The sequence below is a fragment of the Microbacterium croceum genome (assembly GCF_023091245.1).
GTDB lineage: Bacteria > Actinomycetota > Actinomycetes > Actinomycetales > Microbacteriaceae > Microbacterium > Microbacterium croceum.
The window spans coordinates 615,885-631,464 of sequence record NZ_JAHWXN010000002.1 but is presented as its reverse complement, the minus strand read 5'-3'; the positions used below and the strand labels follow the sequence as shown (position 1 = coordinate 631,464).

At 70.4% G+C, this 15,580-nt stretch carries 17 protein-coding genes; 8 read left to right on the top strand and 9 right to left on the bottom strand.

Annotated elements, in window-relative coordinates; all coding sequences use genetic code 11:
- Nucleotide 1: 1 nt before the first annotated feature.
- Genes KZC51_RS17165 through KZC51_RS17145 form a run of 5 tightly spaced genes read left to right on the top strand, consistent with a single transcriptional unit; the run spans nt 2 to nt 4,804 of the window.
- Entirely contained in the window at nt 2–457 is a 456-nt protein-coding gene (locus KZC51_RS17165; RefSeq protein WP_247631218.1) for a MarR family winged helix-turn-helix transcriptional regulator, read from the top strand.
- 54 nt (nt 458–511) lie between these two features.
- Nucleotides 512–994 (top strand): MarR family winged helix-turn-helix transcriptional regulator, encoded by a 483-nt coding sequence (locus tag KZC51_RS17160; protein WP_247631217.1) that lies wholly within the window; start codon nt 512–514, stop codon nt 992–994.
- 34 nt (nt 995–1,028) lie between these two features.
- Complete coding sequence (locus tag KZC51_RS17155) at nt 1,029–1,913, top strand: NAD(P)-dependent oxidoreductase (protein WP_247631216.1); 885 nt, start codon at nt 1,029–1,031, stop codon at nt 1,911–1,913.
- Nucleotides 1,914–1,961: 48 nt separating this feature from the next.
- Entirely contained in the window at nt 1,962–3,662 is a 1,701-nt protein-coding gene (locus KZC51_RS17150) for a long-chain-fatty-acid--CoA ligase (protein WP_247631215.1), read from the top strand.
- A gap of 53 nt (nt 3,663–3,715) precedes the next feature.
- Entirely contained in the window at nt 3,716–4,804 is a 1,089-nt protein-coding gene (locus tag KZC51_RS17145; RefSeq protein WP_247631214.1) for an alkene reductase, read from the top strand.
- A gap of 21 nt (nt 4,805–4,825) precedes the next feature.
- On the opposite strand, the gene KZC51_RS17140 is transcribed toward KZC51_RS17145, so the two are convergent.
- From KZC51_RS17140 to KZC51_RS17115, 6 genes are all read right to left on the bottom strand, one after another.
- Complete coding sequence (locus KZC51_RS17140; RefSeq protein ID WP_247631213.1) at nt 4,826–6,226, bottom strand: threonine/serine exporter family protein; 1,401 nt, start codon at nt 6,224–6,226, stop codon at nt 4,826–4,828.
- Nucleotides 6,227–6,685: 459 nt separating this feature from the next.
- A complete protein-coding gene (locus KZC51_RS17135; protein WP_247631212.1) occupies nt 6,686–6,874 on the bottom strand; it encodes a hypothetical protein in 189 nt (62 codons plus the stop codon).
- Nucleotides 6,875–7,028: 154 nt separating this feature from the next.
- Complete coding sequence (locus tag KZC51_RS17130) at nt 7,029–7,874, bottom strand: endo alpha-1,4 polygalactosaminidase (protein WP_247631211.1); 846 nt, start codon at nt 7,872–7,874, stop codon at nt 7,029–7,031.
- 38 nt (nt 7,875–7,912) lie between these two features.
- Nucleotides 7,913–9,319: an MFS transporter gene (locus KZC51_RS17125; RefSeq protein ID WP_247631210.1), complete on the bottom strand. Its 1,407-nt coding sequence runs from the start codon at nt 9,317–9,319 to the stop codon at nt 7,913–7,915.
- A 50-nt stretch (nt 9,320–9,369) separates the two neighbouring features.
- Nucleotides 9,370–10,446, bottom strand: a complete 1,077-nt coding sequence (locus KZC51_RS17120; RefSeq protein ID WP_247631209.1) for a carboxylate-amine ligase — start codon at nt 10,444–10,446, stop codon at nt 9,370–9,372.
- Between the two features lie 26 nt (nt 10,447–10,472).
- Nucleotides 10,473–10,739, bottom strand: a complete 267-nt coding sequence (locus tag KZC51_RS17115) for a DUF7218 family protein (protein ID WP_247631208.1) — start codon at nt 10,737–10,739, stop codon at nt 10,473–10,475.
- A gap of 121 nt (nt 10,740–10,860) precedes the next feature.
- Here KZC51_RS17115 and KZC51_RS17110 point away from each other — a divergent pair, with 121 nt between their 5' ends.
- A complete protein-coding gene (locus tag KZC51_RS17110) occupies nt 10,861–11,025 on the top strand; it encodes a hypothetical protein (RefSeq protein WP_170198021.1) in 165 nt (54 codons plus the stop codon).
- Nucleotides 11,026–11,105: 80 nt separating this feature from the next.
- On the opposite strand, the gene KZC51_RS17105 is transcribed toward KZC51_RS17110, so the two are convergent.
- Nucleotides 11,106–11,312 (bottom strand): CsbD family protein, encoded by a 207-nt coding sequence (locus tag KZC51_RS17105; protein ID WP_247631207.1) that lies wholly within the window; start codon nt 11,310–11,312, stop codon nt 11,106–11,108.
- Between the two features lie 215 nt (nt 11,313–11,527).
- On the opposite strand from KZC51_RS17105, the gene KZC51_RS17100 reads away from it, so the two are divergent.
- The gene (locus KZC51_RS17100; protein WP_247631206.1) at nt 11,528–11,929 is read left to right on the top strand and encodes a four-helix bundle copper-binding protein; all 402 of its coding nucleotides are present in this window, start codon (nt 11,528–11,530) and stop codon (nt 11,927–11,929) included.
- A gap of 40 nt (nt 11,930–11,969) precedes the next feature.
- Here the strand turns inward: KZC51_RS17100 and KZC51_RS17095 are convergent, their stop codons facing one another.
- Nucleotides 11,970–12,317 carry a hypothetical protein gene (locus tag KZC51_RS17095; RefSeq protein WP_247631205.1) on the bottom strand — a complete coding sequence of 116 codons (348 nt, stop codon included), beginning with the start codon at nt 12,315–12,317 and terminating at the stop codon, nt 11,970–11,972.
- A gap of 318 nt (nt 12,318–12,635) precedes the next feature.
- On the opposite strand from KZC51_RS17095, the gene KZC51_RS17090 reads away from it, so the two are divergent.
- Nucleotides 12,636–13,121, top strand: coding sequence for an FBP domain-containing protein (locus KZC51_RS17090; RefSeq protein WP_247631204.1), 486 nt, complete (start codon nt 12,636–12,638; stop codon nt 13,119–13,121).
- 101 nt (nt 13,122–13,222) lie between these two features.
- Here the strand turns inward: KZC51_RS17090 and KZC51_RS17085 are convergent, their stop codons facing one another.
- Nucleotides 13,223–15,550 (bottom strand): beta-xylosidase/alpha-l-arabinosidase, encoded by a 2,328-nt coding sequence (locus KZC51_RS17085; RefSeq protein WP_504927199.1) that lies wholly within the window; start codon nt 15,548–15,550, stop codon nt 13,223–13,225.
- Nucleotides 15,551–15,580: the final 30 nt, after the last annotated feature.

Sequence of the window (15,580 nt, the reverse complement as noted above, 5' to 3'; positions counted from 1 at the left end):
CATGGTCGCTTCGGAAGCGGCGATGTCCTCGGACGTCGACACGGCGCTCAGCGATCTGCAGACCCATCTGAACCTGATCTTCGCGCGCACGCGGACGCTGTGGAAGGAGTCGGCGGCCCGCATCGATCCGGAGCTGCAGGTCGGCGGCTACAAGCTGCTGACGTTCATCGAGCGTGCGGAGCGGGCGAACGCCCACGAGCTCGCGGACAAGTTCGAGATGGACAAGTCCGTCATCAGCCGCCACGTGCGGATGCTGGAGGACCTGGGTCTGCTGGAGTCCCGTCCCGACGAGCGCGACGGCCGCCAGCGGGTGCTGACGGCCACGCCCGCGGCGTGTGCCGCACTCGCCGAGCTGCGCCGCGACCACGCCACACGCCTGCGCACGGTCGTGGCGGGGCTCACGCAGGACGAGATCGCGGCCGCGTCGAAGGTCTTCCGGCTGCTGTCCGAGGTGTGATCGAAGCCCCTGCCGTCACTCCGATGGCGGGGGCTTCGCCGTAAGCTGGCGGGCATGAGTGCCGCGTCCGACGAACCCGCCCGCACCGAGGCGCCGGACTCCGCCGAAGGCTCCGATCTCGACCAGGCGGTCTCGCGCGTCGAGCACGAGCTGGGGCGCCTGTTCGCGCGGATCCGGGTGAGCTGGCGCGAAGCCGCCGCCACCGTGCATCCCGATCTGCAGCCGTTGGGGTACCAGGTGCTGACCTCGATCGCGACGGGCAAGGCCACCTCCGCCGGAGCGATCATCGAGCGGCTGCAGACAGACAAGTCCGCCGTCAGCCGCCACGTGCGTCAGCTCGAGCAGCTGGGTCTGGTCGAGAGCGTCCGCGACCCGGAAGACCGCCGGGCGCGTGTGCTGGTCGCGACCGAGCTGGCACAGGAGCGGGTGGCGCTCGCGCGGTCGCGGTACGAGGCCCGTCTCGCGGAGCGGTTGCGGCGCTGGTCGGCCGCGGACCTCGACCACTTCGCCGAGCTGCTCGCCGACTTCGGTGACTGAGCGCCACGTCAGGTCAGCACGAAGGGACGGAACCATGGACGACCGCATCGGCTTCATCGGGCTCGGAGTGATGGGGCAGCCCATGGCCCTCAACCTCGCCGGCGCCGGCATCCCCCTGTTCGTGTGGAATCGCACGGATGCGCGCACGGAGCCGCTGCGCGCCGCCGGGGCGGACGTGGCCGCGTCGGTCGATGACGTGTTCCGCCGCACGTCCACGCTGTTCCTGATGCTCGTCAACGAGCGCGTCACCGATGAGGTGCTCGGTCGCGGGACGGATGCCTTCGCCGAACGGGTCGCGGGGCATCTGATCGTCTCCACCGGCTCGACCTCGCCGGAGTACTCGCGTGGTCTCGCGGCCGACATCCGCACCGCGGGTGGGAGGTTCGTCGAGTCTCCGGTGTCCGGGTCGCGGATCCCGGCGGAGGCGGGCCGGCTCGTCGCGCTCGTCGGGGGCGCCGCAGACGATGTCGCGGAGGTCGCGCCGTTGCTCGAGCCTCTGACGAAGACCGTCATCCACTGCGGCCCGGTCGGTCACGGGCTGCTGATGAAGCTGGCCGTGAACCACTATCTCGTCATCAGTATCGCCGGTCTCGCCGAGGCCGTGCACTTCGCCGACGGGCACGGCCTCGATCTCGACGTGCTGAGCGAGGCGCTGAACTCCGGCCAGCTCGCCAGCGACATCACCCGCGCCAAGCTGCCGAAACTCTCCGCGCGGGAGTTCAGCGTGCAGGCGGCCACCGAGGACGGACTGGCCAACGCGCGCCTCGTCTCAGAGGCCGCGCGGGCGCAGGGGATCGCGAGCCCGCTGCTCGACGTCGCCGAGGAGCTGTATCGCGAGGCCGTCGACCTCGGCAATGCGCGCATCGACATGAGCTCGGTGATCGACGCGGTCGCGGCGCGGGATACGACGGGGCACTGACCGACCATTCGCGACCACGGCGACACCTGCGCGAGGGAGGATGGACGCATGACCTCCCATCCGTACGACTCCCGCCCGTGGCTCAACTCCTATGCGGAGGGAGTCCCCGCGGAGATCGATGAGCCGACGCAGACGCTGCCCGAGATGATGGCGGCGAGCGTGCGCACGTTCGCGCGGCGCCCGGCTCTGGAGTTCTTCGGCGCCGTCACCACCTACCGGGAGCTCGGCGAGCAGATCGAGCGTGCGGCTGAGGGATTGCGGCGTCTCGGCGTCGGCGCCGGAGACCGCGTCGCGCTCGTGTTGCCGAACTGCCCGCAGCACGTCGTCGCCTTCTACGCGACGCTGCGCCTGGGGGCGATCGTGGTCGAACACAATCCGCTCTACACCGCCCGCGAGCTGCGGCATCAGTTCGAGGATCACGGCGCGCGGGTCGCCATCGTCTGGGACAAGGTCGCCGATACGGTCTCAGGCTTCCCGTCCGACCTCACCGTCGAGCACATCGTGAGCGTCGACCTCACGGCCGCGATGCCGCTGTCGAAGCGTCTGCTGCTGCGCCTGCCGGTGCCGAAGGCGCGCGAGTCGCGCGCCAAGCTGACCGCTGCTCCGAAGGCGCGGCATCTGATCGCCTGGAAGAAGCTGGTGGATCACCGCAAGCTCTCGCGCCGCACCCCGGGGCCGACGCTGAGCGACACCGCGCTGCTGCAGTACACGAGCGGCACCACCGGGGTGCCGAAGGGCGCGATCCTCACCCATGCGAATCTGCGCGCCAATGCGATGCAGGGGCGCGCCTGGGTGCCGGGGCTGGTCGACGGACAGGAGACCTTCTACGGGGTCCTGCCGCTGTTCCACGCCTACGGCATGACGCTCTGTCTCACGTTCGCGATGAGCATCGGCGCGAAACTGGTGCTGTTCCCGACGTTCGACCTGGGGCTGGTCACCGCTGCGGCGCGCACGAGTCCGCCGACGTTCCTCCCTGCGGTGCCGCCCATCTACGACCAGCTCGCTCGTGCGGCGGCGCGGGGCACCATCGACCTCTCGACCGTCCGGTTCGCGATCTCGGGCGCGATGAGCCTTCCGGTTGCGACGGTGCAGCGCTGGGAGGAGGCGACCGGTGGTCTGCTCGTCGAGGGGTACGGCATGACTGAGAGCTCACCGGTCGCGCTCGGCAATCCGATCGGGCGGACCCGTCGTCCCGGCACCGTCGGCGTGCCGTTCCCCAGCACCGAGATCCGCGTCGTCGATCCGGATGACACCGACATCGACCTTCCGACCGGAGAGCGCGGTGAGCTGCTCATCCGCGGTCCGCAGGTGTTCCAGGGCTACTGGGGGCGGCGCGGTGAGACCGCCGATGTGCTGCTCGCCGACGGATGGCTGCGCACGGGAGACATCGCCGAGGTGTCGGAGGACGGGTTCGTGACGATCGTCGACCGGCTCAAGGAGCTCATCATCACCGGGGGCTTCAACGTGTCACCGAGCGAGGTGGAGGACGCGCTGGAGGCGCATCCGGATGTCGTCGCTGCGGCCGTCGTCGGGCTGCCGCGATCCGGCGGCGGCGAGGAGGTCGCCGCGGCCGTCGTGCTGCGCGCGGGGGCTGAACTCGACGCGAGTGCGCTGCGCGACTTCTGCCGCACCCGGCTCACGCCCTACAAGGTGCCCAAGCGCATCGTCGCGGTCGACGACCTCCCTCGCTCGCTCATCGGCAAGGTGCTGCGGAAGCAGGTGCGGGAGCGGATGCTGGACGGCGACTGACCGGAGTCGTCGCGCAGGGAATACTCCACACCCCCTGTGCCTTGTCTCCCACTGTGAGTCTTTACGAGCCCGCCGTCTTCGGCGCCCTGCCGCTGTCCAACCGCGTCGTCATGGCGCCGCTGACCCGCACGCGTGCCGACGCCAACGGTGTGCCGACCGATGTGATGGTCGAGTACTACCGGCAACGCGCCGGCGTGGGCCTCATCATCACCGAGGGCACCTGGCCCGCGGCCGAGGGCAAGTCGTACCCGGGACAGCCCGGCATCGTCACGCCCGCGCAGATCGAGGGATGGCGGCGCATCGCGGATGCCGTGCACGCGGCGGGCGGCACGATCGTGATGCAGCTCATGCACGGCGGACGCGTCGGTCACCCGGCGATCTCGGGGGAGCCGCGGGTCGTGGCACCCAGCGCTCTCGCCGCTCCGGGACAGACCCGCACACCCGAGGGCAAGGCCGACCTGCCCGTCGCGCACGCCCTGACCGCCGAGGAGATCCCCGCCGTGATCGAGCAGTTCGCGCAGGCCGCGCGCAACGCGATCGCCGCCGGACTCGACGGTGTGGAGGTGCACGGCGCGAACGGCTACCTCGTGCACGAGTTCCTGTCGCCGGTGTCGAACGTCCGCGACGACCAGTACGGCGGATCGCCCGAGAACCGCGCGCGCTTCGCGATCGAGGTCACCGCGGCGGTCGCCGAGGCTGTGGGGGCGGACCGCACCGGGATCCGCCTCTCGCCGCAGCACAACATCCAGGGCGTGCTCGAAGAGGATGACGCGGACGTCCGTGCCACCTACTCCGCTGTCGCCGAAGGACTCGCCCCGCTTGGCCTCGCGTTCGTCGACGTGCTCCAGGCCGCGCCGACCGGCGAGCTCGTGCAGCACATCCGTCGTACCGCCGGAGCGCCCCTGATCGTCAACACCGGTTTCGCCGTGCCGACCTCCCGTGTCGAGGCGGAGGAGCTGGTCGAGGGCGGCTGGGCGGATGCGGTCGCCGCCGGGCGTCCGGTCATCGCCAACCCCGACCTGGTCGAACGCTGGCTGCAGGATGCCGAGCTCAACGAGCCCCGCCCCGAGCTGTTCTACGGCTTCACCGCCGAGGGGTACACCGACTACCCCTTCCTCGAGACGGTGCGCGCGGGGGCCTGAGCGCTCGGCGGGCCTGAGCGCTCAGCGGCGGACGCGGGCGCGGGTCTTCGTCACGCTCCCGAGCGTCGCACGCACCGGGGTGCCGAGGTACAGGCCCAGTGACGCGCCGGAGGCGAGCCCGACGCCGATGACCGCGGCATAGATGAGCGAACTGCCGGCGCCGACGACATCCGAGGCGGAGCCGTCGGTGTGCACCATCTCGAGCAGCCCCTGGAACACCGCGACTCCGGGGACCAGGGGCACGATCGCCGCGGTCGTCACGGCCACGGACGGCACGTGCAGGTTGTGCGCGATCAGCACGCCGATGAAGCTCGCCAGCAGGGCGCCGATCGCGCTCGCCGCGGCGGGGTGAAGGTTCAGACCGGTCGCGAGCGTGTAGCCGGCGATCGTGATGGCGCTCAGCAGCGCGCTCACCAGGATGATCCGGATGCCGGCGCCGTTGAACACGGCCACGGCGACCGCGATGATGATCGCGCCCGCGAACACGCTCGGCAGCGGGCCGAAGGTCGCGGGGTCATCCGGCAGCTCCATCGTGAAGCCGAGCACGGTGCCCAGCTCGAGTCCGACCAGGATGCCGATCACCACGCCCAGGGTCTGCATCGTGAGGTCGAGGATGCGGCCCCCGGCGGTCAGCGCGAACCCGTCGATCGCATCCTGCGCCGCACCGACCACGGTGAGCCCCGCGAGCATCAGCACGATGCCAGAGGCGACGATGATCGACGGGCGGATGCCGACGAACGGTTCGATCCCCGCCGCCCCGAGCGCCGACACGGCGACCGCGACCACGGTGGTGACGAACCCTCCGGCGATCTGGCTGAAGAACAGCGGCACACGCAGGCGCGCGAGCCCTGCCTGGGTGAGCGCGGCGGCGAGGGCGGCGACGAAGGTCAGGCCCACGATGAGCGGCGACGCGCCGAGCAGGATGCTCACCCCGACCGCGAGCATGGCCCGCGCGACGATGACCACCGACTGCTGGTAGCGGAACGGGACGCGACGGATCACCCGGAACGCGGTGCGGGCGGACTCCAGGTCGAGGCCGCCGCGGATGTCCGAGACCAGCGCCTGCACACGTTGCAGCTTCGCGTGATCCGGCGCCGCCACACGCACCACACGCACCAGCGTCTCGGGCCACACCTCGCCGCTGAGGTGGAACGACACCGTGATCGAGTTGTACGTGACGTCGACCTGCACGCCGCGGAGCCCGTAGGCGTCGCACACGCGTGTGATGGCGAGGGTGACCTCGTGCGCGGAGGCGCCGACCGCGAACATCGACTCGCCGATGCGGGTCGACAGGTCCAGCACCCTGGGCACCATGCCCTCGTCGATCACGGGCATCACTTCGGTGAGCGCGACGGCTGAGGGGTCGCTGTGCACGATCCGGCCGAGGGAGGCGAGCAGTCGCCGCGGGTTCTTCGGAGACATGCTTCTATTGTCTCCCGCGTGTGCAGTCCCGCGTCGGCGCGCGCCGAGTGCACGACTTCCTGCCCAGTGCACGGCGCATCCGCGCAGGGAGGTCGTGCACTCGACGCGAAGTCGTGCACTCGGTGGCGCAAGAGCGCGCGGAATACTGCATCCGTGCTGTGCGGGGCAACCCCCTCGTCGTCGCAGGGCGTCTCGACATACGTTCAGGAGTGTGGAGCCGTCGAGGCCTCGGGAGGGTGCGGCCTCCGCGTGAGCTCCGCACGCCGGTGGTCCACCGTCGTCCTCAGGGGGCGACGTGGGTCACCGGCGATCTTCGGATGCCGGGGGGTGCGGCCGTAGGGCCCGCGCGACGTGCAGGAGAGTTCGCCGAGTGCAGGAGCGAACGCCCGGGGATCATCCTGCGATCCGCGAGTTCTCCTGCATGTCGCGCGACGGTCCGCGCCGGTCCGGCACGCAGGGTCAGTCGGCGTCGTTGCTCAACCCCAGGTCGGGGTCGACGTTCGCCTCGTCGCCCTGCTCGAGCGGGTCGAGGCCGTCGCTGTCGTCGTCGGCACCGTCATCGGCGGTGAAGACCTTCTCGCCGGCCGGCGCTTCGGCGGCGGCGTCGAACGGGCCCTGGTCTTCGGGGTAGGAACGGGGGTCGGACATGATGGCGCCTCTCTGAGGGGATGCCGCACCATCGGATGCGGCACCGATCGACGACGGCCGATCGGATGCTCAGCATCACGCACCGCGCGCAGACTCGCGCACCCGTTGACAACGCGCGCATCCCGTGGTCGCAGGTGCCACGGACCGCCCGCGCTCAGTCCCCGCAGGTCTCGAACACGTACGCGGGGTCGTCCGGCGTGACCAGGTCGCGGTCGCGCAGCACCATCGACGCCGGCGACTCCGCATCAGCGCACATCTCCGCGAAGCTGCGCGGCAGTTCGTCGCTGTACTCGATGTCGATCACGTGGTCACCGTAGACCGCGGCGTAGACGCCGCACTCCTCGTAGACGGCGCACTCCTCGGTCACCGCGAAGTCGAAGCCCGCCTGCTCGCGCAGCTGAACGGCGTCTTCGGCGGCGTTCTTCTGACCGGCCGCGAGACCGGCGCCGTGGGCGGCGTCGACGAACAGTGCGGCGAGGGCGAGGTTGTCGTCCAGCGAGAGCGCGTCGTGCGACCGGGTGTAGGAGTCGAGGTTGTCGAACTCGACGGCGGCGAACCCGTCATCCGCGCACCCTTCGATCCAGGGGATGATCTGCGCGGCGATGCGCTCGCGGCGGTCGGCGGTCGACGTGTCGAGCAGGGCCTCGTCCGGCCAGTCCGGGTCGAACACGGTCTCGCCGCCGTGCTGCAGCAGCAGGTCGGCATCCCAGGTGTCGAGCTCGCCCGGCTGCGTCTGGAACCCGTTCACGTAGCAGATCGAGTAGACGTCGGCCGCGGGCTCCGCCGACCGATCGCGGCCGACGATGCCGACCTCGGCCGCCGGCTCGTAGGCTCCGCCGAGCTGATAGTCGGGCACCGCGCCGGCGGGCGGCAGTGCCCAGTCGGCGGGGGCGGCGGGAGAAGGGGTCGTCGCCGCCCCGGACGTGCAGCCGGTGAGCGCGAGCAGGGTGATGAGCACGGCGACGCTGCCGCGGGCGCCGTACCGGTCTCGTGCGAGCATCCTTCGAGCATACGGACGTGCGCGCGGGACGGGCGCCGTCATCGCGTCGCGGGCACCGGACCTCCCGGGGCGGGCACCGGCGCGTCCACGGCCTCGACGGGATTGCGGCGGATGCCGATCCACGACACCACGCCGCCGAGCACGAGAAGCGCGGCGGTGACCCAGGCGGCGTTGTGGAAGCCGCCGAGATCGAGAGAGCCGCCGACGATGGTCGACAGCATCGCGACCACCAGCAGACCGGCGACGCGGGAGACCGCGTTGTTCACGGCCGAGGCGATGCCGGAGTGTTTCTCGTCGATCGCACCGAGGATCGCCGCGGTGAGCGGGGCGACGGTGAGCGAGAGGCCGAGACCCATCACGATCATCGCCGGCAGCACCTGCCACCAGTACGAGAACTCGGTCGACACGAACAGCAGCAGCAGTGCGCCCGCCGCCATCAGCAGGGGCCCGACGGTCATGAAGATGCGGGGGCCGAAACGTCCGGCCCACTGCCCGGCACGGGAGCTGAGCAGGATCATCAGGATCGTCATCGGCAGGCTCGCCAGGCCCGCGGCGGTGGCCGAGAGGCCCGCACCCTGCTGCAGGTAGACGCCGATCACGAAGCCGCTGAGCGACAGCGCGGCGTAGACGAACAGGGTAGCCAGGTTCCCCCAGCCGAAGTCGCGCACGCGGAACAGCCAGAGCGGCATGAGCGGCTCGGTCGCCCCCCGCTGACGCAGCAGGAACCAGACGAACAGCGCGGCGCCGACGATGCCGGGGATCCAGATCGCGGGGGAGTCCCAGCCGAGGTTGGGCTGCTCGATGAGCGCGAACACGACCGCACCGAGCCCGACCGCGCACAGGGCGCCGCTCCACCAGTCCACCCGCACTCCCCGCGGATGCTCCGGCAGCCGGAGTCGGGAGAGCAGCAGCAGCGTCACGCCGATCGGGATGACGTTGATCAGGAACACGAAGCGCCACGAGAGGTAGTCGACGAACAGTCCGCCCAGGAGCGGCCCCACCAGCTGCGCGCCGGTGGTGAATGCCGTCCACACGCCGATCGCCCGCGCCTGCACGCCGGCGCGCATGGTGGCGGTGATCAGGGCGAGCGAGCTCGGCACGAGCAGCGCGCCGGCCGCCCCCTGCGCGGCGCGCGAGATGATCAGCATGAGCGGATCGATCGAGGCGGCGACGGCGATCGAGGCGATACCGAACGCGATCAGTCCCACGCGCATCACGACCACCCGGCCGAAGGCATCGGACACCGAGCCGGCCAGCAGGATCAGCGCGCTCAGCGTGATCAGGTACGAGTCCACGACCCACTGCTGGGTGGTGATGCCGCCACCGAGCTCTTCGCTGATCGCGGGCAGGGCGACGGTGACGACCGTGCCGTCGAGGAACGTCACGAACGAGGCGAGCACGGCGATCGAGATCACGAGTCGCTGGAGAGGGGCGAAGGCGGCCACAGCCCGACCCTACTCCCGGGCGACGACCTCGGGGGCGGACGCAGCGCCGCTCACGCTGAGGTCGCCGCCGTGCTCTGCCGATAGAGCTCCCTCAGTCCGTCGACCCCGGCGTGGGCGAAGGCCCTCCGCTGGCGCTCGGCACCCGTGCCGTCCGAGCGGATGCGCGCCATACGGTCCTCCACGAACGCGCGGTCGTCGTGGTCATCGAGTGCAGGCCCGATGACATCCAACAGCCGGGACGCCGCTGTCGTCACTCCCACGACGTCGGGGGCAGCCGGGTTCATGATGCGGGCGTGCGTGCCGTGGCGCGCCGCGGTCCACAGCGAGGCGTCGATCGCGTCGATGCTGCCGCTGGACCACGCCGCCCCGTCCGTCGAGGCGACCGCGCGCACCAGTGCGGCGGCCAGCACGCTGTCCTCGGGATCGAGTTGTGCGTCGAAGACCCGCACCTCGACCGTCGGGAAGCGCTCGGAGATCCGCACGGCCCAGGCCAGCGATGCGGGTTCGCCGATCGCCCCCAGCGTGACCAGCCGATCCACATGCGCCAGGTAGTGCTCGAAGTCGTGGAACCGGGGAGGGCACCACGAAGAGGGAAGACGTCGGATCAGGATGCTGCGCCAGCTGTCGAAGCCGGAGTCGAGGCCGTTCGTGAACGGGCTGTTGCCGGTGAGGGCGAGCAGGAGCGGGAGCCAGCCGCGGATCCGGTTGAGCACTCGCACGCGCTCTTCCGCATCGGGCACTTCGACGTGCACGTGCAGGCCGTTGACCTCATGCCCGCGCGTGATGTGCCGCAGGAGTGCGGCGACCTCGTCGTAGTGCGGCGAGACCGAGACCTCCGCCGTGTTCGTCGTGGCGAAGGGGGTCGCGGTCGATGCCGCGATGGTGTCGTTCGCGGTCGCGTGCGCGGCGATCGACGTGCGCAGACCGCGAAGCTGCGCCAGAGCATCCGCTCGCGTGGACACGGGATCCGTCGCGCACTCGACCTGACAGGTGAGGTATTCGGGGGTGATGCGGCCGCCGGTCGCGGGGGCGGTCAGCTGCCGCCGCTCGTCCGCGCCGACCGCTGTCGGCACCAGCGCCGCGGCCTCGACGAAGACGAACTCCTCTTCGATCCCGAACCTCGTCATCGCCGGCACCTCGTCATCACGGGCACCTAATGGTTCCGCAGTGCGGAGATCAGTTCCGCCTTGCGCAGGCCGCTGTATCCGGTGAGGCCGAGCTCCTTCGCGCGACGGCGCAGTTCGGCGACCGTCCAGTCCTCGTAGTCGCCGTGCTCGCCGCCGCGACGACCGATCGTGCTGCGGCCCTCTTTGGCAGCGGCATTGGAGATGCGCGCGGCCTTCTCCTTGGAGGCGCCGTCACTGCGCAGCTCCTCGTACAGCTCCGGGTCCTTCAGTGAACTGTTCCGGTTTCCTGGCATCTTCTCGGCCTCTCTGGCATCTCGGAGGTGTCCACGTCAACCCCCTCCCCAGGAACGGGTGGGCGCGATTAGCGTGATGAACCGCAATCGGGGTGCCCAGCCCCGGAAGAAGGGAAGACCGATGAACATCCTCCTCATCATCGTCATCGTCATCGCCGTGATCCTCGCGATCACCGGCGGACTGGTCCAGTCGCTGCAGTTCCTGCTCTGGGTCGGACTGGTCCTGCTGGCGATCGCCGTGATCGCGTGGTTGATCCGGAGCATCTCCGGCAGCCGCAAGGTCTGACCTCAGCTGTGGGTCCGCCGGATGGCGGGCCCCCTCCTGAACCGAGACTCAAGGAGTGAGACCCGCCATCGGCGAAGGTCTCACTCCTTGAATGCGTCCCGGACGTTCTCGCCCGCCTTCTCGGCGGCATCCTTCACATCCTGGCCGGCCTGCTTCGCGGAGGCCTTGACCTGATCTGCTCGGCCCTCGGCCTCGAGCTTCTCGTTGTCGGTGACCTTCCCGACGTTCTCCTTGACCTTGCCCGCTGCCTTCTCGGCGGCATTCTTGATGTCGTCTCCAACGCTCATGGCGTGTTCCTCTCGTCGAAGGGTCGATGGGACTGCCACCATCGCATCCCTCTCCCGACCCGGCCACGGGATTGACAACCGGCGCTCGGCGTGACAGGCGAACCGGGGCTGTCAGCGACCCATCGACGTGGGAGGCGCTGCGGACTAGCCTGGCGACAGGCGGGTGATCCGGCCCGCGGTCATTCGGTGGAAGCCGACGATGGGAGCGGTGTGCGATGGACTCGATGATGATGGATGAGATGTCGAAGAGCATGAAGGCGATGCCCGACATGGCGGCGATGGACATGTCGGTCATGCAGGCCTGCATGGATGCCTGCGCCGCCTGCGAACAGGCCTGCACGGTCTGTTCGACGCAGATGATGGACTGTTCCGCGGCCTGCATGAACTGCGCCGACATGGCGAACACCATGATGCGGTCGATGATGCGGGTTCAGGGCATGACGCCGGCGTCGATGATGGCGATGCTCGACGCCTGCATCGCCATGTGCCAGACCTGCATGGACGAGTGCATGATGCACGCCGATGACAGCGACGTGTGCCGCATGTGCGCTCAGGCCTGCCAGGCGTGCATGGACGCCTGCATGGCGGTGCGGTCGATGATCATGGCGTCGGCCTGACCCGGCACGATCAGAGCGAGGCGATCAGGCCGCAGCCTGATCAGAGTGCGGCGACGTTGAACTGCGTACGGCCGACCGCGAGCACGCTGTAGCGGATGTGCAGCGCCACCGGCGTGCCGGGGGCGGCCTCGAGCGCGGCGCCCGCGTTGTTCCAGAGTGCGTGCGCGTCGCCGTCGAGCGTGCGCACCACGAGCTCTCCGCTGACCGCATCCGCCGACTCGACGATCCCGTCGACCCACTCGGCCGGGGTGGCCGAGGCGATCCGCGCCTGGATGAGGTGCAGGGCGTGTCCGGGGGCGAAGGAGGAGCATCCGTCTCCCTGTGCGCACATGCAGGCCGAACGTTCGCGCACCGAGGGGGGTGAGAGGCGGTTCAGCGGCGTGGACACGGGGTCTCCTTCGTGAGCGGATGTTCCGGCAAGACTAGGTCGGGTCCGTGTCGAGGGGAACCCGGGCCGACACGAGACGAAACAAAACCCCGGGCGTGTCGGGTGTAGGCTCGCCGGGTGCTGTTCTCGATGAGCGTCCGCGTGGCGCAGAGGGGAGCCGCAGGCGCACTCCGCGCCGGCGGCAGAGGCTGACGACCAGCCGGAGGCGGAACACCCGTCCCCGGAGCTGCGTCGTACCCGGTGTCCGTTCGGATGCCGTCCTCTCCCTGTCATCCCGCTCGCCCGTGTCGGCGAGCACCGTACGAAAGCATTCATCCCATGCGTCCCATCGACGAGCGCGCCATCCGCGCCTCCTTCCGCAACGCCTCCCGCAAAGAGGCCTCCGACCTGAACCTGCCCGCGGGCTTCCGCGACATCGACTTCAGCCGGCTGGACTACCTCGGCTGGTCAGACCCCAAGTCGCCTCGCCGCGCCTATGTGCTCGTCGAGGTCGACGACACCCTCGCCGGCGTCCTGCTGCAGCAGGCCGAGCAGCGCGTGATCGCGCGAGCCCAGTGCTCTTGGTGCGACGACGTGACGCTCCGCAACGACGTGCAGCTGTTCACCGCGCGCAAGACCGGCGCGGCCGGACGCAAGGGCGACACCGTGGGCACCCTGGTGTGCGCCAACTTCGAGTGCTCGGCGAACGTGCGACGGCTGCCGCCGCTGGCCTACCCGGGCTTCGACCGGGAAGCCGCACGCGCGCAGCGCATCGTGCGCCTCGGTGAGCACGTGCGGGCGTTCGTCCGCGCGCTCGACGCGTGAACCGGGAGCGACCATCCACGTCCTCCGCGCCCGACACGTCGACAGGCTCAGAGACCCGGAGGTCCCTGAGCCTGTCGAAGGGATGAGTCTGTCGGAGAGCCTCAGCCTGCGGCCACGATCTCGATCGTGGTCACGGTCTCCTCGTGGTCGCACGCCTCGCCGACCCAGAGGCGGATGCGTCCTGGCTCCACCCGACGGATGCCGTCGACGCCGGTGAACGCGAGGCGCTCGGTGGGTACGTCGAAATCCACACGCTGCTCCTCGCCGGGCGCCAGGCGCACGCGCTGGAATCCGACCAGCTGCGCCACGGGCCGAGCCACGCTGGCGACCTCGTCGTGCGCGTAGAGCTGCACGACGTCCGTGCCCTCGCGCGAGCCGGAGTTGCGCACGATCACCGAGACGCGGAACGCCTCGCCCGCGATCACAGACGCGTCGGCCGTGACGTGCTCATGCGTGAACGTCGTGTAGCCGAGGCCGAAGCCGAACGGTCGCACCGGAGTCGGATCGACGCTGGTCACATCCGTCCGTCCGCCGAGCGCGGGATGCAGGTACGAATACGGCTGCGCTCCCGCCGACCGCGGCAACGACACCGGCAGACGACCCGACGGCGACACGATGCCGCTCAGCACCGCGGCGACGGCCGGTCCGCCCTCCTCGCCGGGGAAGAACGACTGGAGCACCGCGGCGGGTACCGGCCGCTCCGTCCGCACGGCGCCGACGGCCGGGGCGGGGGAGTTCACCGATCCGAGCCCCGCGGTCGCTCCCGCTGTCGTCTCGCGGTGCGGGAGCGCCCAGTCCAGAGCGTAGGGCCGCCCCGTGAGGGCGACGACCACGACCGGCGTCCCGGTCGCGACCACGGCCTCGACCAGCTCGCGCTGCACGCCGGGGAGCTCCAGCGAGTCGACGTCGTTCCCCTCGCCGACCGTGCCGCGTCCGAACAGACCGGCGCGATCGCCGATCACGACGATCGCGATGTCGGCCGCTGCGGCCTCCGCGACCGCGGCCGGGAACCCGCTGCGATCCTCGCCTTCGACAGCGCAGCCCGTGGCCGTGGTGAACGTGGCCGACGGGAGCGCGGTGCGGAGCCCGTCGAGCACGCTCGGCAGGGCGATGCCCGCCGGCACCTCCGGGTGGTGCGCCAGCACGTGGTTGACGAACGAGTAGCAGCCCATGAGCGCCTCGGCACTGTCGGCGTTCGGCCCGAGCACGGCGATGCGCGGCGAGGCCGACGGATCGAGCGGAAGCACGCCGTCGTTGCTCAACAGCACGATCGACTCCTCGGCCAGGCGGCGGGCGAGGGCGCGATGCGCCGGGGAGTCCAGGTCGACTTCGTCGGGTGCGGAGGAGTCGGCAGCCGTGAAGTCCGCGTCCAGCAGGCCCAGTTCCTCCTTCTGCGCGAGCACGCGGGCGACCGCACGGTCCAGGATGCCCTGGTCGAGCGAGCCGTCGCGCACCTGCGCGGCGAGCGTCGTGTAGGCATCGGGCGACGGCAGCTCGACGTCGATCCCGGCCGTGATCGCCAGCGCTGCGGCCTGTGCCGAGTCGGCCGCGACGTGGTGCATGCTGCGCAGGAAGTCCACGGCGAAGTAGTCCGAGACCACGACCCCGTCGAAGCCCCAGCGTCCGCGCAGCACCTCGTCGAGGTAGTACGGATCGGCCGCGACGGGAACTCCGTCGATGTCGGTGTACGAGTTCATCACGCTGCGCACCCCGCCCTCGCGCACCGCCATCTCGAACGGCGGCAGCAGCACGTCCTCGATCTCGCGGCGCCCCGCAGACACCGGTGCGTGGTTGCGGCCGGCCCGTGAGGCGGAGTACCCCACGAAGTGCTTGAGGGTCGCGTGCACCCCCTCCGACTGCATGCCGCGCACGTACGCGGTGCCCACGGCGCCGACCACGAGCGGGTCCTCCGCGATGCACTCGTCGACGCGGCCCCAGCGAGGGTCGCGGATGACGTCGAGCACCGGGGCGAGTCCCTGATGGATCCCGAGCTCGCGCATCGATGAACCGATCGCGCGGCCCACCTCTTCCACCAGATCGGGATCGAACGATGCGCCCCAGGCCAGGGGAGTGGGGAACGTGGCCGCCTTCCACGCGGCGAGTCCGGTGAGGCACTCCTCGTGCACCAGCGCGGGGATGCCCAGGCGGGTCTCCCGCTGCAGGCGTGCCTGCTCGCTCCAGAGCCACTGCGCGCGCTCGATCGGATCGACCGGACGTGTGCCGTACACGCGGGTCAGGTGCCCGATGCCGTGGGCGCTCGCCTCTTCGTAGCGGGTCGACGTCTTCTTCTCGCCGGCCATCGGAGCGACGAGCTCGTCGCCCTGATCGACCCAGAAGCCGACCAGTTGCGCCTGCTTCTCCTCCAGAGTCATCTGCGCCAGGAGGCTCTCGACGCGATCGGAGAAGCGGGGGTGGGGTGTGGGAAACACGACCATCTCTTTCTGTGGGGATTCGACCGA

Coding starts and splice junctions, on each gene's coding strand:
- KZC51_RS17110 (WP_170198021.1), top strand. CDS start 10,861: ATGAACATCCTCCTCATCATCGTCATCGTCATCGCCGTGATCCTCGCG.
- KZC51_RS17165 (WP_247631218.1), top strand. CDS start 2: ATGGTCGCTTCGGAAGCGGCGATGTCCTCGGACGTCGACACGGCGCTC.
- KZC51_RS17155 (WP_247631216.1), top strand. CDS start 1,029: ATGGACGACCGCATCGGCTTCATCGGGCTCGGAGTGATGGGGCAGCCC.
- KZC51_RS17090 (WP_247631204.1), top strand. CDS start 12,636: ATGCGTCCCATCGACGAGCGCGCCATCCGCGCCTCCTTCCGCAACGCC.
- KZC51_RS17120 (WP_247631209.1), bottom strand. CDS start 10,446: ATGACGAGGTTCGGGATCGAAGAGGAGTTCGTCTTCGTCGAGGCCGCG.
- KZC51_RS17160 (WP_247631217.1), top strand. CDS start 512: ATGAGTGCCGCGTCCGACGAACCCGCCCGCACCGAGGCGCCGGACTCC.
- KZC51_RS17130 (WP_247631211.1), bottom strand. CDS start 7,874: ATGCTCGCACGAGACCGGTACGGCGCCCGCGGCAGCGTCGCCGTGCTC.
- KZC51_RS17135 (WP_247631212.1), bottom strand. CDS start 6,874: ATGTCCGACCCCCGTTCCTACCCCGAAGACCAGGGCCCGTTCGACGCC.
- KZC51_RS17105 (WP_247631207.1), bottom strand. CDS start 11,312: ATGAGCGTTGGAGACGACATCAAGAATGCCGCCGAGAAGGCAGCGGGC.
- KZC51_RS17140 (WP_247631213.1), bottom strand. CDS start 6,226: ATGTCTCCGAAGAACCCGCGGCGACTGCTCGCCTCCCTCGGCCGGATC.
- KZC51_RS17100 (WP_247631206.1), top strand. CDS start 11,528: ATGGACTCGATGATGATGGATGAGATGTCGAAGAGCATGAAGGCGATG.
- KZC51_RS17150 (WP_247631215.1), top strand. CDS start 1,962: ATGACCTCCCATCCGTACGACTCCCGCCCGTGGCTCAACTCCTATGCG.
- KZC51_RS17115 (WP_247631208.1), bottom strand. CDS start 10,739: ATGCCAGGAAACCGGAACAGTTCACTGAAGGACCCGGAGCTGTACGAG.